This window comes from Streptomyces sp. 11x1, assembly GCF_032598905.1.
Classification (GTDB): Bacteria; Actinomycetota; Actinomycetes; order Streptomycetales; family Streptomycetaceae; genus Streptomyces.
In genome coordinates, this window is the sequence record NZ_CP122458.1 from 1,811,527 (window position 1) to 1,831,731 (window position 20,205).

16 protein-coding genes are annotated in these 20,205 nt (G+C 71.0%); 7 read left to right on the forward strand and 9 right to left on the reverse strand.

What is annotated here, in order from left to right; translation table 11 throughout:
- Positions 1-333: 333 nt before the first annotated feature.
- The 3 genes from P8T65_RS08040 (at position 334) to P8T65_RS08050 (ending at position 7,143) form a co-directional block, all read left to right on the forward strand.
- The gene (locus tag P8T65_RS08040; RefSeq protein ID WP_316724665.1) at positions 334-3,249 is read left to right on the forward strand and encodes a glycoside hydrolase family 48 protein; all 2,916 of its coding nucleotides are present in this window, start codon (positions 334-336) and stop codon (positions 3,247-3,249) included.
- Positions 3,250-3,363: 114 nt separating this feature from the next.
- On the forward strand, positions 3,364-6,030 hold the full coding sequence (locus P8T65_RS08045; RefSeq protein WP_316724666.1) for a cellulose binding domain-containing protein: 2,667 nt from the start codon (positions 3,364-3,366) through the stop codon (positions 6,028-6,030).
- Between the two features lie 183 nt (positions 6,031-6,213).
- Positions 6,214-7,143, forward strand: coding sequence for an endonuclease/exonuclease/phosphatase family protein (locus tag P8T65_RS08050; RefSeq protein ID WP_316724667.1), 930 nt, complete (start codon positions 6,214-6,216; stop codon positions 7,141-7,143).
- A gap of 52 nt (positions 7,144-7,195) precedes the next feature.
- On the opposite strand, the gene P8T65_RS08055 is transcribed toward P8T65_RS08050, so the two are convergent.
- Together P8T65_RS08055 and P8T65_RS08060 are read right to left on the reverse strand one after the other, a co-directional pair.
- Positions 7,196-9,061 (reverse strand): rhamnogalacturonan lyase, encoded by a 1,866-nt coding sequence (locus tag P8T65_RS08055; RefSeq protein ID WP_316724668.1) that lies wholly within the window; start codon positions 9,059-9,061, stop codon positions 7,196-7,198.
- Positions 9,062-9,100: 39 nt separating this feature from the next.
- On the reverse strand, positions 9,101-10,066 hold the full coding sequence (locus P8T65_RS08060) for a YafY family protein (protein ID WP_316724669.1): 966 nt from the start codon (positions 10,064-10,066) through the stop codon (positions 9,101-9,103).
- 39 nt (positions 10,067-10,105) lie between these two features.
- Here P8T65_RS08060 and P8T65_RS08065 point away from each other — a divergent pair, with 39 nt between their 5' ends.
- On the forward strand, positions 10,106-10,606 hold the full coding sequence (locus P8T65_RS08065) for a hypothetical protein (RefSeq protein ID WP_316724670.1): 501 nt from the start codon (positions 10,106-10,108) through the stop codon (positions 10,604-10,606).
- On the forward strand, positions 10,603-11,079 hold the full coding sequence (locus P8T65_RS08070; RefSeq protein WP_316724671.1) for a hypothetical protein: 477 nt from the start codon (positions 10,603-10,605) through the stop codon (positions 11,077-11,079). Before P8T65_RS08065 ends, P8T65_RS08070 begins: the two co-directional genes overlap by 4 nt.
- On the opposite strand, the gene P8T65_RS08075 is transcribed toward P8T65_RS08070, so the two are convergent.
- Together P8T65_RS08075 and P8T65_RS08080 are read right to left on the reverse strand one after the other, a co-directional pair.
- Positions 11,048-11,791: a class I SAM-dependent methyltransferase gene (locus P8T65_RS08075; RefSeq protein WP_316724672.1), complete on the reverse strand. Its 744-nt coding sequence runs from the start codon at positions 11,789-11,791 to the stop codon at positions 11,048-11,050. The two genes, P8T65_RS08070 and P8T65_RS08075, sit on opposite strands and share 32 nt — an antisense overlap.
- 5 nt (positions 11,792-11,796) lie before the next feature.
- Positions 11,797-12,102 (reverse strand): 4a-hydroxytetrahydrobiopterin dehydratase, encoded by a 306-nt coding sequence (locus P8T65_RS08080; protein WP_316724673.1) that lies wholly within the window; start codon positions 12,100-12,102, stop codon positions 11,797-11,799.
- A gap of 129 nt (positions 12,103-12,231) precedes the next feature.
- Between P8T65_RS08080 and P8T65_RS08085 the strand changes: the two genes are divergently transcribed.
- Positions 12,232-13,101 (forward strand): helix-turn-helix transcriptional regulator, encoded by an 870-nt coding sequence (locus P8T65_RS08085; RefSeq protein ID WP_316724674.1) that lies wholly within the window; start codon positions 12,232-12,234, stop codon positions 13,099-13,101.
- A 3-nt stretch (positions 13,102-13,104) separates the two neighbouring features.
- Here P8T65_RS08085 and P8T65_RS08090 read toward each other — a convergent pair whose 3' ends face one another.
- A complete protein-coding gene (locus tag P8T65_RS08090; protein ID WP_316724675.1) occupies positions 13,105-13,551 on the reverse strand; it encodes a hypothetical protein in 447 nt (148 codons plus the stop codon).
- A 267-nt stretch (positions 13,552-13,818) separates the two neighbouring features.
- Here P8T65_RS08090 and P8T65_RS08095 point away from each other — a divergent pair, with 267 nt between their 5' ends.
- Positions 13,819-14,682 (forward strand): helix-turn-helix transcriptional regulator, encoded by an 864-nt coding sequence (locus P8T65_RS08095; protein WP_316724676.1) that lies wholly within the window; start codon positions 13,819-13,821, stop codon positions 14,680-14,682.
- 13 nt (positions 14,683-14,695) lie between these two features.
- On the opposite strand, the gene dnaK is transcribed toward P8T65_RS08095, so the two are convergent.
- The 4 genes from dnaK to P8T65_RS08115 all read right to left on the reverse strand — a co-directional run bounded on the left by dnaK (position 14,696) and on the right by P8T65_RS08115 (position 20,113).
- Positions 14,696-16,591, reverse strand: a complete 1,896-nt coding sequence (gene dnaK / locus P8T65_RS08100) for a molecular chaperone DnaK (protein WP_316724677.1) — start codon at positions 16,589-16,591, stop codon at positions 14,696-14,698.
- A 123-nt stretch (positions 16,592-16,714) separates the two neighbouring features.
- Positions 16,715-17,140 carry an OsmC family protein gene (locus P8T65_RS08105; RefSeq protein WP_012999567.1) on the reverse strand — a complete coding sequence of 142 codons (426 nt, stop codon included), beginning with the start codon at positions 17,138-17,140 and terminating at the stop codon, positions 16,715-16,717.
- 103 nt (positions 17,141-17,243) lie between these two features.
- Positions 17,244-19,055, reverse strand: a complete 1,812-nt coding sequence (locus P8T65_RS08110) for a DUF2201 family putative metallopeptidase (RefSeq protein ID WP_316724678.1) — start codon at positions 19,053-19,055, stop codon at positions 17,244-17,246.
- The gene (locus P8T65_RS08115) at positions 19,052-20,113 is read right to left on the reverse strand and encodes a MoxR family ATPase (RefSeq protein WP_316724679.1); all 1,062 of its coding nucleotides are present in this window, start codon (positions 20,111-20,113) and stop codon (positions 19,052-19,054) included. The genes P8T65_RS08110 and P8T65_RS08115 overlap by 4 nt, the downstream gene beginning before the upstream one ends.
- Positions 20,114-20,205: the final 92 nt, after the last annotated feature.

Below are 20,205 nucleotides of genomic sequence, written 5' to 3' on the forward strand. Positions count from 1 at the left end.
TCGCGCTGTCGCCGAGGCGAGTAAAAGACCTGAACGCTGGTGGTGTGCGCGGAGCGTTCCTCGCAGCTCGGACACGCCTGGGACGAGCGCGTCGACTGATGGAACCGCTCCCACTGGTGCTGGTGAAGGTAGCGCCAAGTGACGGCAAAAAACAGAGGTGTTGCGTTATTGCGCTCAACGAATTGTTTCCGCCTGATCGAATCTTTTCGACTCTTCAAACACCTTGACCCCTTGGGCCCTCCTCCTCACTATGGGAGCGCTCCCACTGGTTCAAGGCTTGTTGTTGCTGCTCCGCCCCCACCTTCGCAAGAGCCGCACGGAAGGAACCAGAGCATGCACCCCAGACCGGGACGCCGTGCCACGCGGCGTCTGTGGACCGCCGTGGTCGCGGCCCTCGCCCTGCCCCTGACGATGCTCGGCACGGGGTCGACTCCCGCCAGCGCGGCCGCGGTCGCCTGCAACGTCGACTACAAGACCAACGACTGGGGCTCGGGCTTCACCGCCGAGCTCACGATCAGCAACCGGGGCACCGAGGCCATCAGCGGCTGGACCCTGACGTACGACTACACGGGCAACCAGACGCTCAGCAACGGCTGGAGCGGTACCTGGTCGCAGTCCGGGAAGACCGTGACCGCGCGCAACGCCTCATGGAACGGCACGATCGCCGTCGGCGCCGCGGTGAGCACGGGCGCCCAGTTCACGTACAGCGGCACGAACGCGGCGCCGACCAACTTCGCGATCAACGGCACCGCGTGCGTGGGCGCGCACCAGCCGCCGATCACGGTGCTGACCAGTCCGGCGCCGGGCGCGGTGTACTCGCAGGGCACGGCGGTCCCGATGGCGGCCACGGCCGCCGCCGCGGACAACGCCACGATCACCAAGGTCGAGTTCTACGACGACACCACGCTGCTGGGCACGGACACCACCTCGCCGTACACGTACTCCGCCTCCGGGCTGAGCGTGGGCAGTCACTCGCTGGTGGCCAAGGCGTACGACAGCCTGGGCGCGTCGGCGAACTCCACACCGGTCGGCATCACGGTCGCCTCGGGTCCCGCCGTGGTGGTCTCGCCGACCCAACTGGGCGTCCGCCAGGGCCAGTCGGGCACGTACGACGTGAAACTGTCGACCCAGCCGTCCGGCAACGTGACGGTGACGACCGCGCGGGCGTCCGGCAACACCGGTCTGTCGGTGTCGGGCGGCGGGTCGCTGACCTTCACGCCGTCGAACTGGAGCACGGCCCAGAAGGTGACCATCTCCGCGAACGCCTCCGGCACCGGCTCGGCCGTCTTCGACTCGACGGCGACCGGCCACGCCAAGGCCTCGGTGACCGTGACCCAGCTGGCCGCGTCGAGCGAGTACGACGAGCGGTTCCTGGAGCTCTACGGCAAGATCACCAACCCGGCGAACGGCTACTTCTCCCCCGAGGGCATCCCGTACCACTCGGTGGAGACGCTGATCGTCGAGGCGCCGGACCACGGCCATGAGACCACCTCGGAGGCGTACAGCTACCTCCTGTGGCTCCAGGCCATGTACGGCAAGGTGACGGGTGACTGGTCCAAGTTCAACGGGGCCTGGGAGATCATGGAGAAGTACATGATCCCGACCAAGCCCGACCAGCCCACCAACTCCTTCTACAACGCCTCCAAGCCGGCGACGTACGCCCCGGAGCACGACACCCCGAACGAGTATCCGGCGCAGCTCAACACCAATGTCTCGGTCGGTCCGGACCCCATCGCCGCCGAGCTGAAGAGCGCCCACGGCACGGACGACATCTACGGCATGCACTGGCTGCAGGACGTGGACAACGTCTACGGCTACGGCAACTCGCCCGGCAAGTGCGAGGCGGGTCCGACCGACACCGGCCCGTCGTACATCAACACCTTCCAGCGCGGGCCGCAGGAGTCGGTGTGGGAGACGATCCCGCAGCCCACCTGCGACCAGTTCAAGTACGGCGGCCCGAACGGGTACCTGGACCTGTTCACCCGTGACGCGTCGTACGCCAAGCAGTGGAAGTTCACCAATGCCCCGGACGCCGACGCGCGAGCCGTGCAGGCCGCTTACTGGGCGGACGTCTGGGCGAAGCAGCAGGGCAAGGGCGGTGACGTCTCCGCGACCATCACCAAGGCCGCGAAGATGGGCGACTACCTGCGCTACGCGATGTACGACAAGTACTTCAAGAAGATCGGGAACTGTGTGGGGCCGACCACCTGCCCCGCGGGCACCGGCAAGGACTCCTCCCACTACCTGCTCAACTGGTACTACGCGTGGGGCGGTGCCACCGACACCAACGCCGGCTGGGCCTGGCGCATCGGCTCCAGCCACACGCACGGCGGTTACCAGAACCCGCTGGCCGCCCACGCCCTCGCCAACTACGCCCCGCTGAAGCCCAAGTCGGCGACCGGGCAGGCGGACTGGGCCAAGTCGCTCGACCGGCAGATCGAGTTCTACCGCTGGCTGCAGTCGAACGAGGGCGGCATCGCGGGCGGCGCAACCAACAGCTGGGCGGGGCGGTACGCCACTCCCCCGGCCGGGACGCCGACCTTCTACGGCATGTTCTACGACGAGAAGCCGGTGTACCACGACCCGCCGTCCAACCAGTGGTTCGGCTTCCAGGCGTGGTCCATGGAGCGGGTCGCCGAGTACTACCAGCAGACGGGCAACGCGGCCGCGAAGACCGTGCTGGACAAGTGGGTCGACTGGGCGCTGTCCAAGACGACGATCAATCCGGACGGGACGTACCGGATTCCGTCGACGCTCCAGTGGTCCGGCGCGCCCGACACGTGGAACGCGTCGAGTCCCGGCGCCAACGCGGGACTGCACGTCGCCGTCGCCGACTACACCGACGACGTGGGGGTGGCCGCCGCGTACGCCAAGACGCTGACCTACTACGCGGACCGCTCCGGTGACGCGGACGCGGCCCGGGTCGCCAAGGCGCTGCTCGACGGCATGTGGGAGCACCACCAGGACGGGCTGGGGGTCGCGGTTCCCGAGACCCGGGCGGACTACAACCGGTTCGACGACCGGGTGTACGTGCCGAGCGGGTGGACCGGCAGGATGCCGAACGGCGACACCATCAACTCGACGTCGACGTTCGACTCCATCAGGTCGTTCTACGAGGACGACCCGGCCTGGTCGAGGATCGAGGCGTATCTGGCCGGCGGGGCCGCGCCCTCGTTCACGTACCACCGGTTCTGGGCCCAGGCGGACATCGCCCTGGCCATGGGTTCGTACGCGGAGCTTCTGGAGTAGCACCGCGGAGGACGTCCGACAGCCGCGGGCCGTTCGTGGCTGGTCGCGCAGGTCCCCGCGCCCCTTCGGGGGCGCGGGGATCATTCCCCCACCTGTCAGGAGAGGACCCCCACTGTGCGAAGAACGCGCATCCTCACCGCCGTCCTGGCCCTCGCCGCCGGGCTGCTGGCGGGCTCCCCACCCGTCGTGGCCGCCGAGCGGGCCGAGGAGTCGGTGGCCGTCGCCGCCGACACCTACACCTGGACGAACGCCCGGATCGACGGCGGCGGCTTCGTCCCGGGCATCGTCTTCAACCGCAAGGAACGCAACCTCGCGTACGCCCGCACCGACATCGGCGGTGCCTACCGCTGGGTGGAGGCGTCCAAGACCTGGACCCCGTTGCTCGATTCCATCGGCTGGGACGACTGGGGTCACACCGGTGTCGTGAGCCTCGCCTCCGACCCGGTCGATCCGAACAAGGTGTACGTGGCGGCCGGGACGTACACCAACAGCTGGGATCCGGGGAACGGGGCGATCCTGCGGTCGTCGGACCGGGGGGCCAGCTGGCAGAAGGCGCATCTGCCGTTCAAGCTGGGCGGGAACATGCCGGGGCGGGGCATGGGCGAACGGCTGGCGGTGGACCCGAACCGCAACAGCGTGCTGTACCTGGGCGCGCCCAGCGGCAAGGGGCTGTGGCGGTCCACGGACTCGGGGGTCACCTGGTCGCAGGTGACGAACTTCCCGAACGTCGGCAACTATGTGGCCGATCCGTCCGACACCAGCGGCTACTCCAGCGACAACCAGGGCATCGTCTGGGTCACCTTCGACGAGTCGACGGGCACCTCGGGCAACGCCACGCGGACCCTGTACGTCGGGGTCGCCGACAAGGACAACGCGGTCTACCGGTCCACGGACGCGGGGGCGACCTGGTCGCGGCTGGCCGGGCAGCCGACCGGCTATCTGGCCCACAAGGGCGTCCTCGACACCGCGAACGGCCATCTGTACCTGTCGTACAGCGACAAGGGTGGGCCGTACGACGGCGGCAAGGGGCAGCTGTGGCGGTACGCGACGGCGACCGGCACCTGGACGAACATCAGCCCGGTGGCGGAGGCCGACACCTCCTACGGCTTCAGCGGGTTGACCGTCGACCGGCAGGACCCGGGCACGGTCATGGCGACGGCGTACAGCTCCTGGTGGCCGGACACGCAGATCTTCCGCTCCACGGACAGCGGCGCCACGTGGACCAGGGCCTGGGACTACACGTCGTACCCGAACCGTGCGAACCGATACACCATGGACGTCTCCTCGTCCCCCTGGCTGACCTGGGGCGCGAATCCCCCGCCGCCCGAGCAGACACCCAAGCTCGGCTGGATGACCGAGGCGCTGGAGATCGACCCGTTCGACTCGAACCGCATGATGTACGGGACCGGCGCGACGATCTACGGCACGGAGAACCTGGGGAACTGGGACAGCGGCAGCCAGTTCACCATCAGACCGATGGTGCGGGGGCTGGAGGAGACGGCCGTCAACGACCTGGCCTCTCCCCCGTCCGGTGCGCCGCTGCTGAGCGCGCTCGGAGACATCGGCGGCTTCCGGCACACCGATCTGACGAAGGTCCCGTCGATGATGTTCACCCAGCCGAACTTCACGACGACGACCAGTCTGGACTTCGCCGAGTCGACCCCGAACACGGTGGTGCGTGTGGGGAATCTGGACTCCGGTCCGCACATCGCGTTCTCCACGGACAACGGCGCCAACTGGTTCGCCGGGACGGACCCTTCGGGTGTCAGCGGCGGCGGTACGGTCGCGGCGGCCTCGGACGGCGGCCGTTTCGTGTGGAGTCCCGAGGGCACGGGCGTGCGGTACACGACCGGGTTCGGCACCACGTGGTCGGCGTCGAGCGGTATCCCGTCCGGCGCGATCGTGGAGTCCGACCGGGTGGACCCGAGGACCTTCTACGGCTTCAAGTCCGGGAAGTTCTACGTCAGTACGGACGGCGGGGCGACCTTCACCGCGTCGAACGCGACCGGGCTGCCCAGCGGCGACAGTGTCCGTTTCAAGGCGCTGCCCGGGGTGAAGGGCGACGTCTGGCTGGCCGGTGGCGCCACCGACGGGGCCTACGGGCTGTGGCACTCGACGGACGGCGGCGCGACCTGGACCAAGCTCTCCGGCGTCGAGCAGGCCGACACGATCGGCTTCGGCAAGGCGGCGACGGGAGCCTCGTACCAGACCCTCTACACCAGCGCCAAGATCGGCGGCGTGCGCGGCGTCTTCCGCTCGACGGACAAGGGCGGGACCTGGACCCGGATCAACGACGACGCCCACCAGTGGGGGTGGACGGGCGCGGCGATCACGGGTGACCCGAGGGTGTACGGGCGGGTCTACATCGCGACGAACGGGCGCGGGGTCATCTACGGCGACTCCTCCGACACCGGCGGCGGGGGCGGCGGTACGGATCCGGACCCCGAGCCCGAGCCGACGGGCCCCTGCGCGGTGACGTACAAGATCACCAATGAGTGGTCCGGGGGCTTCCAGGCGGACGTGCGGCTGTCCAACACGGGCACGAGCGCGTGGACCGGCTGGTCGCTCGGCTGGACCTTCCCGGGCGGTCAGCGCATCTCCCAGATCTGGAACGCCGCCCACACCCAGACGGGGTCGGCGGTCACCGCCCGGAACATCGGCTGGAACGGCACGGTGGCGGCCGGTGCGTCGGTGAGTTTCGGCTTCACCGGAAGCTGGTCGGGGACGAACGGCAAGCCGACCGCGTTCAAGCTCGGTGACCAGTCCTGCGCGGTGACCTGACACCCGCGCCGGACGAGAAGAGGGCGCGCGTCCGGGTCGGCGCGCGCCCTCTTCGTACCCTGTACAAGTGGAAGGTCGAACCGCGTACACCCTCCCCTGTAGGCATGTTCATGTCGGGCACAGAAGGGCAATTCAGAGTGTGTACGCACGGCTCGCCCGGAGACCTTCACAGAAGGAGCCCCTGTGCCGAACCACAGCCGCGTCACGCGCCGACTGAGCATGAAGACCGCCCTCGCCGCGGTGGCTCTGCTGTCCTTGTCCCGTACCACCGGACTGTCCGGCGCACCCGCCGTCGCGGCGGTGGAGGAGAAGAAGGAGGAGGCCATCGCCGGCCCGCCCCTCGCGACCATGTCCTTCAATCTGCGCTACGCGAGCACCGTGCGGCCCAACAGCTGGGCCGTGCGCAGACCGGTGATGCGGGCCCTGCTGCGGCAGGAAGCACCCCATGTCATCGGCACCCAGGAGGGCCTCCATCAGCAACTGCGCGACATCGAGGCCGACCTGGGGACGGACTACCGCTGGATCGGCACCGGCCGCGCGGGCGGCAACCGCGACGAGTTCATGGCCGTCTTCTACGACACCCGCCGGCTCGCGCCCGTCGAGTATCGGCACTTCTGGCTCTCCGACACACCGGAGGTGCCCGGGTCGAACACCTGGGGCGGCGGTTCCATCCGGATGGTCACCTGGGTCCGGTTCCGTGACCTGAAGGACGGCGACAGACAGTTCTACGTCCTCAACACCCACCTCGACAACCTCAGCCAGTACGCACGCGACCGCGCCGCGGCCCTGATCGCCCAGCGCATCGCCGGGCTCGACCGGTCGCTGCCCCTCGTCGTCACCGGCGACTTCAACGTGGCGGCCCACCGGAACACGGTCTACGACACGATGCTGGGCGCCGGCCTCGTCGACACCTGGGACGCGGCACCCGAGCGCAACGACCTGTACGCGACGTTCCACGGCCACCGCCCGCTGACGCCGGGCGGCGACCGCATCGACTGGATCCTGACCACTCCGGGCATCACGGTGCACCGGGCGGCCATCAACACGTTCGCGTCCGGTGGCCAGTTCCCCAGCGACCATCTGCCGGTGCAGGCGTCCGTCACGCTGGGCTGACCAGCGCGCGCAGGAGTCCGTGGGCGGGCCGGGCCCGCCCACGGAGCGGCCCCTACGGCGTGTACACGGTCGGCCTGGGCGCCGTCGGCATGCCGGCGCCGATGAAGAAGCTGGTGTGCGGGGGCTGGTTGTACGCGGTGTTCTGCCAGGCCAGCCCTGTGCGGTACATCGGGTCGTGCAGCAGGGTCGTGATCTTCGTGCTCGTCTCGATCGGCGTCGAGTAGATCCGCAGCGCCGTGTTGCCGCTCGTGCGCCAGACCACCTCCTCACGCCAGTCGCCGAGGATGTCGCCGGAGAGCGCCGGGGTGGCCTTGGTGCCGTTGTTGGAGGAGACCCCGGAGCCGGTCAGCAGCCGGGTGTCGGCGGATGTGCCGTACTTGTCGATCCGGGTGCCGTCGAGGAGCTCACGGACCGGGTCGCCGTCCCACCAGGAGAGGAAGTTGACCGAGGAGGGCTCGCGGCCCTTCGCCGCGTCGGCCTCGTCGCGGATGGCGGAGTCGGAGGCCGACCACATCTCGGGGCCGTCGCTGCCCGCGTGGATGTCACCGGCGACTCCCCGCCCGTTGTCGCAGCAGGCGGCGAGTTGCCAGCGGACCACACCGTTGGCCGGGTTGATGTACAGCTCGGCGGGCTGGGAGGTGGACTCCGAGACCTTGAAGTACTCCAGGCCGGACGTCGACGCGTCGAGGTCGCCCAGGTGCTGGGCGTCGCCGTGGCCCGTCCGGGTGGTCCACAGGGCGGCCCCGTTGTCGTCCACGGCCATCGCGCCGTACACGATCTCGTCCCGGCCGTCGTTGTCGACGTCACCGACGGAGAGGCTGTGCGAACCCTGGCCGTCGTAGCCCCGGCCGGAGTTGGTGGAGGAGTTGGTGTCGAAGGTCCAGCGGCGGGTGAAGGAGCCGTTCCGCCAGTCCCAGGCCGCGATCACCGAACGGGTGTAATAGCCGCGCGCCATGATCAGGGAAGGGTGGGCACCGTCCAGATACGCCGTCCCGGCGAGGAAGCGGTCCACGCGGTTGCCGTACGAGTCGCCCCAGGACGAGACCGTGCCCCGGGCCGGGACGTGGTCGACGGTCTGCATCGCGCGCCCGGTCTGCCCGTTGAACATGGTCAGGTACTCGGGCCCGGACAGGATGTAGCCGCTGGAGTTGCGGTGGTCGGCGGAGGAGCTGCCGATGACCGTCCCCGCCCCGTCGACCGTGCCGTCCGCCGTCTTGGCGGCGATCTCCGCCTTGCCGTCGCCGTCGTAGTCGTACACCTGGAACTGGGTGTAGTGCGCGCCCGAGCGGATGTTGCGGCCCAGGTCGATGCGCCACAGTCGGGTGCCGTCGAGCTTGACGCCGTCGATGATCGTGTTGCCGGTGTAGCCGGACCGGGAGTTGTCCTTGGCGTTCGTGGGCTGCCACTTCAGGACGAACTCCAGGGCCCCGTCGCCGTCGAGGTCGCCCACGGAGGCGTCGTTCGCCTCGTAGGTGTAGGCGACGCCGTCCGGGGTGGTGCCGCCCGCGGGTGCGCTGATCGGCACGTCCTTGTAGCCGGTGCGCAGTTGGACGGCGTGCACCGAGTCGCCCTGCTCCACGCCGCCCACGACCGCGCGGACCGTGTAGTCGGCCTGGGCCGGGGCGCCGGTGTGGAAGTAGTTCGTCGAGCCGGTGATCGGGGTGGAGTTGACCTTCGTACCGGCTCGGTAGACGTTGAAGGACACGTCATTCGGGTCGGTGGCCAGCCAGCGCCAGCTGACCAGGTTGCCGCTGTCGACGTGCACGCTGACCACGCCCCGGTCGAGGCGCTCGACCTGGCGGGCGGTGGCAGCCTCGGCGGGCGTGCCGGTGAACGTGGTGAGTCCGGCGGCGACCAGGGCCGCTGTCACCAGCGAGCGCAGGGCTCGGCGTCTGTGGTGCCTGTGCGGGTGCTGCACGTGACGAACCTCCAGAAGAAACGGACGGGTTCCACTCCTTCAGTCGCCACCGTTCCCGGCCACGTTGCCGTATCTTTCGGCCAGTTCGGCCACGGTCCGGGCGATCCTGTGGCGCAGTTCGGCCGGTTCCAGCACCTCGATGTCCGTGCCCAGCCGCAGGAACTCGCCGTGCGCGTGCTCGACGGACTCGACGGGCACCCTCACCGTGGCCCAGCCGTCTTCGGCCGTGCCGCCCTCGGCGGGAACGGCCCTGGGCAGGGTCACGCCCGGCGCCAGCCGGACCAGCGCCTCGCCACGGTGCAGCCGGGCGTGGAAGTCGCGCTGGTACGCCGCCCAGTACGCGGCGAGGTCGAAGCCGTCCGGGCGGGTGAACTCCTCGTCGGCGGCGTCGGGTTCGAGGATGTCGAGGATCTGGTCCACGCGGAACGTACGGGGTCCCGGCCCCGCGACGACGTACCAGCGGCCCGCCTTGAGGACCAGGCCGTACGGTTCGAGACGACGCCGTACATCGGTCGGCTCGGCCCAGCGGCGGTAGAGGACGTGCAGCACCCGGCCGTTCCAGACCGCGTCGGCGACGGCGGACAGGAACGGGGTGTCGTCGGCCTCCGCGTACCAGCCGGGGGCGTCCAGGTGGAAGCGGCCGGCGACCCGGTCGGCGTGGGCCCGCAGCTCGACGGGGAGGGCCGCGCGGACCTTCAGCCGAGCGGCGGCCAGCACCGCGCCGAGGCCCAGGTCGGCGGCGGGCCCCGGGGCGCCCGCGAGGAACAGGGCCTCGGCCTCGTTCCTCGTGAGCCCGGTGAGGCGGGTGCGGTAGCCCTCCAGGAGGCGGTAGCCCCCGGCGTGGCCCGCGTCGCCGTAGAGCGGGACCCCGGCCGCGCCCAGCGCCTCCACGTCCCGGTAGACCGTGCGGACGGAGACCTCCAGCTCCTCGGCGAGCTCGGCGGCGGTCATCCGCCCCCGGGTCTGGAGCAGCAGCAGGACGGAGACGAGTCGGCTGGACTTCACTGACACAGGATGTCAGTGAAGCGGTCCTAACGTGCCGCCATGCCCTTCACCGAGAAACTGCTGACCGTGCCGCCGCCCGTCGAGGCGGCCGGCCGACGGATCAAGCGCTACCACGTCACGGCCGACCCGGACGGCATCGCTCCCGAGGTCGCGGAGGCGGCGTACGCGCTCCTTCCCGCACTGCTGCCGGAGCCGGACGGGACCACACCGCCCGCGACCTTCGTCGTGCTGCACCGGGGCGGCGACACCGGTGCCTACCTGAACGTCTACAGCTGGGTGTGGGACAACGTCCTGCACTTCGCCGGAGCGGCGGCGGGCCAGCCGGTGCTCGGCTGCCCGGACACCGACCCCACGCACTTCGTGGCCACCGACCGCCCGTGGATCGGCTGCGTCTGGGAACTCCCGCCGATCCAGCACGAACGCGACGCCTGGGTACGGCACGTCCTCGCACCGGAACTCCCGGACCTCGACGCCTACTTGGCGGACTCCCTGCCCGCCGGGACGACCGGAACCCCCTCGCTCACCGGAGGTCGGCGATGAGCGGCCCGCACGACTTCGACTTCTTCCACGGCGCGTGGGAGGCCCACCACCGCCGCCGCACCGACTTCCTCGCGCCGGACAGCGACTGGGAGGAGTTCACCTCCACCAGCCGCTGCTGGGCCCTCTTCGACGGGGCCGCGAACATCGACGAGATCGACATGCCGCACCTCGGCTCGAAGGGGCTGACCCTGCGGCTGTTCGACCCACGGGCGCGGACCTGGTCGCTGAGCTGGTCCTCCAGCCGTACCGGCACGCTGTTCCCGCCGGTCACGGGCCGGTTCGAGGGCGGCCGGGGGGAGTTCTACGGCGACGACACCCTCGACGACGAGAACGTGCGCGTGCGTTTCGTGTGGTCGGGGATGTCCGAGACCTTCGCCCGCTGGGAGCAGGCGTTCTCCCGGGACGGCGGCACGACCTGGCTGACCAACTGGATCATGGAGTTCAGGCGGCCTTCCGGAACGACCGCAGGGTGAACTCCGGGTCCGGGCGCGGCAGGTCCTGGTCGGGCAGGGCGGCGAGGCGACGCGCGAAGTCGTCGGCCAGCGGATCGCCGGGCGGCAGCGTGACGAACCAGCCCCGGCGCAGGTCGGCGACCGTGCGGCGGGGGCTGCGGCCCTGGCCGCGCCCGGGGAATCGGGCCTGCCCGGCGGCACGCAGCCCGTGGGCGACGGCGTACTTCTCGACCACGCCCGCGGGGTCCATCGCCGGGGCCCGGGGCCGTGGGGCGAGCACCGCGTCGATGTCGCTGCCCACGTTGTGGGAGGCGGCCTTGTCGACGGTGGTGACGTAGACGCCACCGGGGCGGAGCACCCGCGCGCACTCCCCGACCACGGCCCGCACGTCCTCGGGGCCGCCCAGCAGATGCAGCAGCCACACACTGGTGACGGCGTCGAACTCCCCGTCGCGGAACGGGAGTCGGCGGGCGTCACCGATCACGACGGAGCCGGGCAGCCGGGCGGCGGCCCGGCTCGCCATCGCATGCGTGAGGTCGACCCCCGTGACCCGTGTCCGGGGACGGGCAGCCGCGAGGCGACGGGTCACGATCCCGGTGCCGCAGGCGATGTCGAGCAGCCGGCGTGCGCCCTCGGGGACGAGGCCGAGCACGGCGTGGGCGGCGGCCTCGGCGCGGGGTTCGCCGCCCCGCAGGGTGTCGTAGGCGCCGGCCTCCTTGTCGTAGTCCAGCACCCGCCTCAGCCCGCCCCGTGACCGGGGGCGAGCGCCTCCACCCTGCGGGCCAGCTCGAAGTCCTTCTCGGTGACGGCGCCGCCGACGCTGTGGGTGTGGATGGTCAGCGACACCGTGTCGTAGCCGAGGGTGAGGTCGGAGTGGTGGTCGAGCTCCTCCTGGGTCTGGGCGATGTGCACTACCATCGCGGTCGCCGCGAAGTGCGAGCCCAGCCGGTAGGAACGGGCGATCCGGTCCCCGTCCAGCGACCAGCCGGGCAGCTCCGTCAGCCGGTCCTCGATCTCCTTCTGCGACAAGGGTTCGACGGGCATGACCCACTCCTTCCGGGAGGTCCCCTCCGTGACGTCCGGTCCCTCCCAGCGTGCCACAGACGGAGGGCCGGGTCCCTGGCCAGGAGCCCGGGCGCGCCACGCCTCGACCGGCTCGGTTACGTTCTCCGCATGACCAGTGTCCCGACGACTGTCCCGACCGGTGCCCCGGGCCGTCCCACCGCGCCCGCCGTCCAGGGCGTGGGCCCGCTGCTGCGCTCCTGGCGGGAGCGACGGCGGGTCAGCCAGCTGGAGTTGGCGCTGCGCGCGGGTTCCTCGGCGCGACACATCAGCTTCGTCGAGACGGGCCGCTCCCGCCCGAGCGAGGAGATGGTGCTCCGGCTCGCCGAGCACCTGGAGGTACCCGTACGGGAGCGGAACGCGCTGCTGCTCGCGGCGGGTTACGCCCCGCACTACCCGGAGACGCCGCTGGACGACCCGTCGATGGGCGCGCTGCGGGAGGGCATGGAGCGGCTGATCCAGGGCTACGAGCCGTATCCGGCGCTGGTGATGAACGCGACGTACGACGTCCTGGCCGCGAACCGGGGCATTGCCATGCTTCTCGACGGGATCCCCGAGTCTCTGCTGGTGCCGCCGCTGAACGCGATGCGGTTGACGCTGCACCCCGAGGGCATGGCGCCGCGCATCCGGAATCTGCGCGCCTGGCGCGGGCACCTGCTGGAGCAGATGGAGCGCCAGGTCGCGCTGCACCGCTCGGAGCCGCTGCGGGCGCTGTACGAGGAGGTGGCGGCCTATCCGCTGCCGCCGGGCACGCCCGAGGACGATTCCGGCGGGGACGCGGGGGCGGGGCCCGGCGCGGGGGCGAGTGTGTACTTCGCGCTGCCGATGCGGATCGAGCACGAGGGCCGGGTGCTGTCGTTCATCTCCTCGGTCTCCACCTTCAACACGCCCCTGGACGTGACCGTGGCCGAGCTCGCCATCGAGACGTTCCTCCCGGCGGACCCGGCGACGGTCAAGCACCTGCACGGGCTGATGTCCTGACGGTCAGTCGGCGTCCGTGCGGGGGCCTGCCGCGCGGAGGGCCAGGTACTGGAGTGCCGCGAACCCGGCCACGGTGACCGCCTGGAGCGGTGTCCACACCGCGCCCGCCGCGCTCGGCGTCAGCCACAGCACCAGGGAGACGAGGCTGAGGACCGTCCAGGCGAGGTTGGCCTCGATCACGGCCCGTACGGGCAGCGTCGGCGGACGCTCACGCGCGGCGAGCAGGGCGACACCCACCGCGTACACGGTGAGGAACGCGCCGAGCCCGAGGAGCAGCCCGGGGTCGACCCCGAGGAAGCGGCCGAGGGGGCCGGAGGCCAGGAGGTAGGCGAGCCCGTTCGCCCCGGTCACCGCCGCGTCGGCGGCCAGGAAGCGGCGCAGCATGGTGCGGGGGTCGGTGGTCCGGGCCAGTACGGCGAGCCGGGCCGTCGACGCGAAAGTCGTGGACATGGCAGATCACGCTCCGTCGAGGTGGTGGGCGGTAAACGGGAGGGACCGGGGGCCGAGCGCCCCGTGGGGCGGCCGGAAGGACCCGGTGACCTCACCTTGCCGCGCGGTGCCGACGGCGGTCGATTACCTCCGAGGTCATGGCACCCCGTACCCTGCGGGGTCGTCGTGCCCCGAGGCCGCCGGAACATCCCGTTCCGGCCGCCCCTGTGCGGTGCCACCGGTGCATGACAGACTGTTGGGGTATCTCGGCGCGTGGGGAGGCGTGGCGTGAGTGAGCGGCGGGCCGCGCCCACCGTGGGCCAGGTGGTGCTCGGAAAACGGCTCCAGGAACTGCGGGAGGCCGCCGGGCTCAAGCGCGAGGAGGCGGCACGCGTCCTCCGGGTCGCCCCGGCGACGGTACGGCGCATGGAGACCGCCGACGTCGCCCTGAAGATCCCCTACGTCCAGGTGCTGCTGACGACGTACGGGGTCGCCGAGCACGAGGTCGCCGCGTTCGTGTCGCTGGCCGAGGAGGCGAACAAGCCGGGGTGGTGGCAGCGGTTCCACGATGTGCTGCCCGACTGGTTCAGCGTGTACGTCAGCCTGGAGGGCGCGGCGCAGCTGATCCGGCAGTACGAGCCGCACTTCGTGCCGGGGATGCTGCAGACCGAGGAGTACGCGCGGGCCGTGATGGAGGCCGGGACGGTCGGGCAGACCGGTACCGAGAGCATCGAACGGCATGTGTCGCTACGGATGGCGAGACAGAAGCTCCTCACCCAGGAGAAGCCGCCGCACCTGTGGGTGATCATGGACGAGACGGTCCTCAGGCGGCCGGTGAGCATCCGCTCCCAGGTGATGTGCGACCAGATCGACCGGCTTCTCGACGTCACCGAGAAGGACCATGTGATCCTCCAGGTCAGCGAGTTCGCCAGCGGCCCCCACCCGGGCACCTACGCCCCCTTCTCCCTCTTCCGCTTCGCCGAACCGGAACTGCCCGACATGGTCTACAGCGAGTACCTCACCGGTGCCCTCTACCTCGACTCCCGCACCGAGGTGGCCCTCCACCTCGAAGTCCTCGACCACATGGCGGCGCACGCGGCCTCCGCCGAGGCGACACGGGACATCCTGAAGCGGTACCGCGACACGTACTGAGCCCCCCGGGCGGCTACGCCGCCCCTCCCGCCCCTCCCTTCGGCCCCTTCTCCTCGTCCACGATCTCCGCGTCGACCACCGTCGTGTCGTCGTCCTCGGCCGCCTTCCCGTTCCCGTTGCCGGCCGGGCCGGGGGGCGGTGTCTCGGCCCGGTCTGCGGCCGCCGCCGCGTACATGGCCTGGCCCATGCGCTGGCTGACGGCGGAGAGGTGGTCGGTGGCGGCGCGGAGGGACGCGGTGTCCTCGGGGTGCTCCAGGAGGCGCTTCACCTCCGCCACCGCGGCCTCCACCTCGGCCCTGCTGTCGACGGGGACGCGCGCCTCGTTCTCGCGGAGGAACTTCTCGGTCTGGTAGGCGAGTTGCTCGGCGTGGTTGCGGGTCTCGGCGGCCTCGCGGCGCCGGCGGTCGTCGTCGGCGTACTGCTCGGCCTCCCGCATCATGCGGTCGATGTCGTCCTTGGGGAGCGCGGAGCCGCCGGTCACCGTCATCTTCTGTTCACGGCCGGTGGCGAGGTCCTTCGCCGAGACGTGCATGATGCCGTTCGCGTCGATGTCGAAGGCCACCTCGATCTGCGGGACACCGCGCGGCGCGGGCGGCAGCCCGGTGAGGTCGAAGACGCCCAGCTTCTTGTTGTACGCGGCGATCTCCCGCTCCCCCTGGTACACCTGGATGCCGACCGAGGACTGGTTGTCGGCCGCCGTCGTGAAGATCTCCGAACGGCGCGTGGGAATCGTCGTGTTGCGCTCGATCAGCTTGGTCATGATGCCGCCCTTGGTCTCGATGCCCAAGGACAGCGGGGTGACGTCGAGCAGCAGGACGTCCTTCACGTCGCCCCGGATGACGCCCGCCTGGAGCGCGGCGCCGACCGCCACCACCTCGTCGGGGTTCACCCCCTTGTGCGGGTCCTTGCCGGTGAGTTCCCGGACCAGGCCGCTCACGGCGGGCATCCGCGTCGAACCGCCCACGAGGATGACGTGGTCGATCGCCGCGAGCTTCACCCCCGCGTCCTTGACGGCCTGGTGGAACGGCGTCCTGCACCGATCGAGCAGGTCGGCGGTCAGCTCCTGGAACTGGGCGCGCGTCAGCGTCTCCTCCAGGTGGAGGGGCCCTTCCGCGGAAGCAGTGACGTACGGGAGGTTGATCGACGTCTCGGAGGAGCTGGACAGCTCGATCTTGGCCCGCTCCGCGCCCTCCCGCAGCCGCTGCAACGCCATCTTGTCGCGGCCGAGATCGACGCCGTGCTGCCCCCGGAAGCGTTGGACGAGGTGTTCGACGACCCGCTGGTCCCAGTCGTCGCCCCCGAGCCGGGTGTCGCCGTTGGTGGCCTTCACCTCGATGACCCCGTCACCGATCTCCAGGAGGGAGACGTCGAAGGTGCCGCCGCCGAGGTCGAAGACGAGGACGGTCTGCTCCTCGCCCCGGTCCAGGCCGTAGGCGAGGGCCGCCGCCGTGGGCTCGTTGATGATCCGCAGGACCTTCAGGCCCGCGATCTCCCCCGCCTCCTTGGTCGCCTGCCGCTGCGCGTCGTCGAAGTACGCGGGCACGGTGATGACCGCGTCGGTGACGTCCTCGCCGAGGTACGACTCGGCGTCCCGCTTCAGCTTCTGCAGGACGCGCGCGGACAGTTCCTGGGCCCGGTAGCGGGTGCCGTCCACGGAGCCCTCCGTGGGGAACCGCCAACTCGCGTCGCCCATGTGGCGTTTGACGGAGCGCGCCGTGCGCTCCACGTTCGTCACGGCCTGCCGCTTGGCGATCTCGCCGACGAGCACCTCGGCGTTCTTGGCGAAGGCCACCACCGACGGTGTGGTCCGCTGCCCCTCCGTGTTGACGACGACGGTCGGCTCACCGCCCTCCAGCAGGGCCACCACCGAGTTCGTCGTCCCGAGATCGATCCCGACCGCACGCCCCATCGCCGTCCCCTTCCAGCGGAGTCCGCAAGGACCCGCGAGGTCCGCCAAGTGTTCCCACCACCAGCACAAAACTTGAGTGGGCTCTTGTCAATGGGGCGGAGACGGGGCGCACGAAGCAGACGGTCAGGCCAGCTCGGCCGTCAGCGTGATCGTCGTGCCGGTCAGGGCCTGGCTGACCGGGCAGTTCTTCTTTGCGCCCTCGGCCGCCTCCTGGAAGCCGGCCGCGTCGAGGCCGGGCACCTCGCCGCGGACGGTGAGGTGGATGCCGGTGATGCCCTCGCCGGGCTGGAACGTCACGTCGGCCTTGGTCTCCAGGCGGGTGGGCGGGGTGCCCGCGCCCGTGAGGCCGTGGGAGAGCGCCATGGAGAAGCAGCTGGAGTGGGCGGCCGCGATCAGCTCCTCGGGGCTGGTCTTGCCGTTCGCCTGCTCCGCGCGCGACGGCCACGACACCGGCTGCGAACCGATGCCGGAGGAGTCGAAGGTGACGGTGCCGGTGCCCTTGAGCAGCTCGCCTTCCCAGACGGTGTGTGCGGTGCGCGTGGTGGCCACGATGAGTCCTTTCCTGTCAGTCACGATGCCGGAGTCCCGTCGCCGGGGTTCCGCCGCCGGGGTTCCGTGCCCCCATCCGATCACACTCCGGCGGGTACGAGGCTCATCTCACCCTGAACACCGGCCCCCGCGCGGTGAACGGCAGGCGAGCACCTTGGGGAATCAGATACGCGTGCTCCCGCCGCACCCGCAGCACGTCGCACCAGCCGTCCGTGATGACCAGGACCGGTGCGCCCGGCGGGAAGTCGTCGGCGCGGTGCAGCAGATCGACGCCCGGCTGCAGTTCCGTACCGCCGCGCCCGCGTACCCGTACCCGTCCGGCGATCTCGGTGACCGGCAGGTACCCCGCGTCGTGCGGGGCGGCGTCGCAGAACACGACCCGGGCGGCCGGTACGTCCCGGGCCGCCGCGTACGAGGCGATCGCGCCCAGCGCCTTGCCGAGCAGCGTCCGGTCCATGGAGCCGGAGGTGTCGAGGACGACGCCGAAGGTGCAGCGGGCGACCTCCTCGGGCGGGAAGTACCGTCCGGCGCGCGGGATGTCGGGGGTGGCGGACTGACGGCGCGAGGGGCGCGCGTAGGTGCGTACGGCCTGGGGGCTGGGTACGAACTCGTCGAACCAGCGGGCGAGTTGCGCGTCCCAGGGCAGGGGCGGATGGCTGAGGGCGCGGATCTCCTCGACCAGACCGGCGGGCAGCAGGCCGCGTTCCTGCCGCTCGTGCAGGTCGAAGCCCCGGGCCAGGCCCCGGCGGTAGAACTCGTCGAGGTCCACGTAGTCGCGCGGCGAGCCGAGCGGACCGCCGAGGATGTCGCCCACGCCCCTGCCGCGCGGGGTGGCGAGCCTGCGCATCCGGCGCAGGTCACCGACGATCCGGTCGTAGACCTCCTCGGCCGACAGCCCGGTCAGTCCGGGGTCGTACAGCAGCCCCTCGGGCATGGTGCCGACCTGCATCTCGCGCAGCCAGTCGTTGATGACGTAGTCGGCGGCGATGTTGAACAGGAAGGGGTCGCGGGTGCCGCAGCGGTCGCCGTGGCGCAGGGCGGCGTGCAGCATCTCGTGGGCGAGGACGAACCGCCACTCCTCGTCGTCGAACTGGCGGAGCGGGTTGATGTAGATCTCGCCCGCCTCCGCGTCGACGGCCGCGACGGAGATGCCGTGGGCATGGGCGAGTTCGACGTCGGCGACGATCCGGATGCCGGCCGCGATGCCGCCGAGCAGCGGGTAGGAGGAGATGAACCAGCTCAGCGCCTTCTCCCAGGGCCGCATGCGGGTCGGCTCGTCGTCCAGGGACTCACGGCGGCCGCCGGCCATGTCCATCGCGGCGGACATCGTGCGGGTGAGGGCGTGCGCGAAGGCGAGCTGCCAGTCCGTGGGTGTGCCCCGCCACGTGGGCCAGGACAGCAGCAGCTGGTCGGGCTCGCCGCCGGACGTGCCGCAGTGCTCGTACGCCGCCGGGAGTCCGTCACGGCGCCAGCGGGCGGCGAGGCGCTCCTCGTCGCCGTCCGGGTAGCGGTCGGGCAGGTTCTCGGGGGTCAGGCCGACGGGGAAGGTGAGCAGGAACCGGTTGACGGCGACGCAGCGGGCGGCGAGGTCGAACCGGTCGGGCTGGGCGCGCTCGCCCCGCGCCGCCGGGACGTGCCCGAAGCCGAGGTGGATGGCGGCGTGGGCGATGGCCCAGGCCCAGACGTCGGGGGCCGCGAGCCGGTCGGGGTGCGCGTGCAGCACGCCCTCGGAGTCGACCCGGACGAGGCCCTCGCGGGGCGCCAGGTCGCACTTCTCCTTGCGGCAGACGCTGAACCCGACCGCCCGCAGCGCGGAGTTGCGCCGCACCGCCTCCAGTCCCGCCTCGAACGCCTCGGTGGCGAGGTCCCGCTGTGTCTTCCGTTTCCCCCGGCCCTTGCCGCCGGCCGTGCTCACCGGCGCGCCTCCACCAGCCGGGGCATGTCGCGGGCCGCCTCGACCAGGAACCAGGCCGGCAGCACGGGGTTGCCGTCGGTGTCGTCGGCGATGACGGTCTGGGCGACCTCGACGGAGATCTCCGCGAGCCGCACCAGCAGGGACTTGGCGCGGTACGCGGTCTGCCGCCCGTTCGCGGACATGTGCTGCTTGCTGACCGGCAGTTCCTTGATCAGCCGGCCGCGGAAGGAGTCGGCGAGGTAGTACAGCAGGTCGCGGTCCTCCACGCGGTGGGGCCAGCCGGCCTCGCCCTTGAGGATGGCCTCGATGCCGAACCGGCTGCGCACGATCTTGACGTAGCCGCAGAAGGCCACCGCGTGCGCGGGCGTCAGCGTGCCGTGCGCGAGGACCTTCAGGGTCTCCTCGTCGAGGTCGGTCCCGAAGGAGTGCAGCGCGTCGGAGAGCATGTGCCAGGAGCGAGGCGTGGAGAACGGCTCCTCGCTCTTCGGCGGCTTCGACCACAGCTGGTCCGGGCGGTCGGTGAGGTGGTCCAGGATCCAGGGGTGGATGCCGTTGCCCTCGGCCCAGGCCAGCCAGTCCTTGGCCGACGCCTGGAGGTGGACGTGGGTGAGCCGGTTGACCAGGGCGGAGGCGATGGGGCGGGCCAGGGCGTTGTCGGTGGCACGGTTGCCGGCGCCGACGACGATCGAGCCCTTCGGCAGCTCGTAGTTGCCGATACGGCGGTCCAGGATCAGCGAGTAGAAGGCCTTCTGCACATCCGGGGTCGCCGCGTTGAGCTCGTCCAGGAACAGGCAGTACGGCTCGTCGCGGGCGATCGCCTCCGGCGGGCAGAACACGGAGCGACCGTCGCGGATCTGCGGGACGCCCATCAGGTCTTCCGGCGCGAGCTGCGTACCGAGGAGGCTCACACACTCCAGGCCCAGCGACTCGGCGAAGTCCCGCACGAGGGAGGACTTGCCGATGCCGGGGGCGCCCCAGAGGAAGACGGGGCGCACGGTGGCGAGGCCGAGCAGCAGCTCGGGGAGGCGGGAGGGCGTGACGGTGACGGCTGCCTGCAAGGCGTGGGCTCCAGGGATTCGGTCCTGCGGACGTCGCGGACGTTGCGGCCAGTGTGGGTGACCGCTTCGCGGGAGCGCAGCCGAATTTTTTG